General features: G+C 54.9%; 1 pseudogene. It reads right to left on the reverse strand.

The features are described from left to right. Window positions 1-297 (reverse strand): annotated as a pseudogene (locus tag RRF55_RS27390) (host specificity factor TipJ family phage tail protein); the annotation flags it as partial.

The following is a 297-nucleotide window of genomic DNA, read 5'->3' on the forward strand; positions in this document are numbered from 1 at the left end:
GAAAATCCCCACCGGTATAGGAGAAACGCCCATATCCAAGGCAGACAAACATTTCTACCGTCATTCTGGTGGGATCAGCGGGGTCGAATCGCGTTACCGGCTGCACCAGGTAATCCGGGTAAATCCGGTTTCGCCCAAAAGCCTCCCTGACGGGATCACCGAGTTTTGCGGTGTTTGCCCGCGCCGGGTTCAGATCCAGCGATGAAGCGTTACTGGATGAAAAACCGCCCAGCTCTGGTTTTGGGGCAAAGAATAATGCATAGGCCGTAGACGCAATGGATACGGCCACCGAAACCC

The sequence above is a fragment of the Klebsiella sp. K47 genome, from assembly GCF_051858335.1.
Lineage (GTDB): Bacteria > Pseudomonadota > Gammaproteobacteria > Enterobacterales > Enterobacteriaceae > Klebsiella > Klebsiella pneumoniae.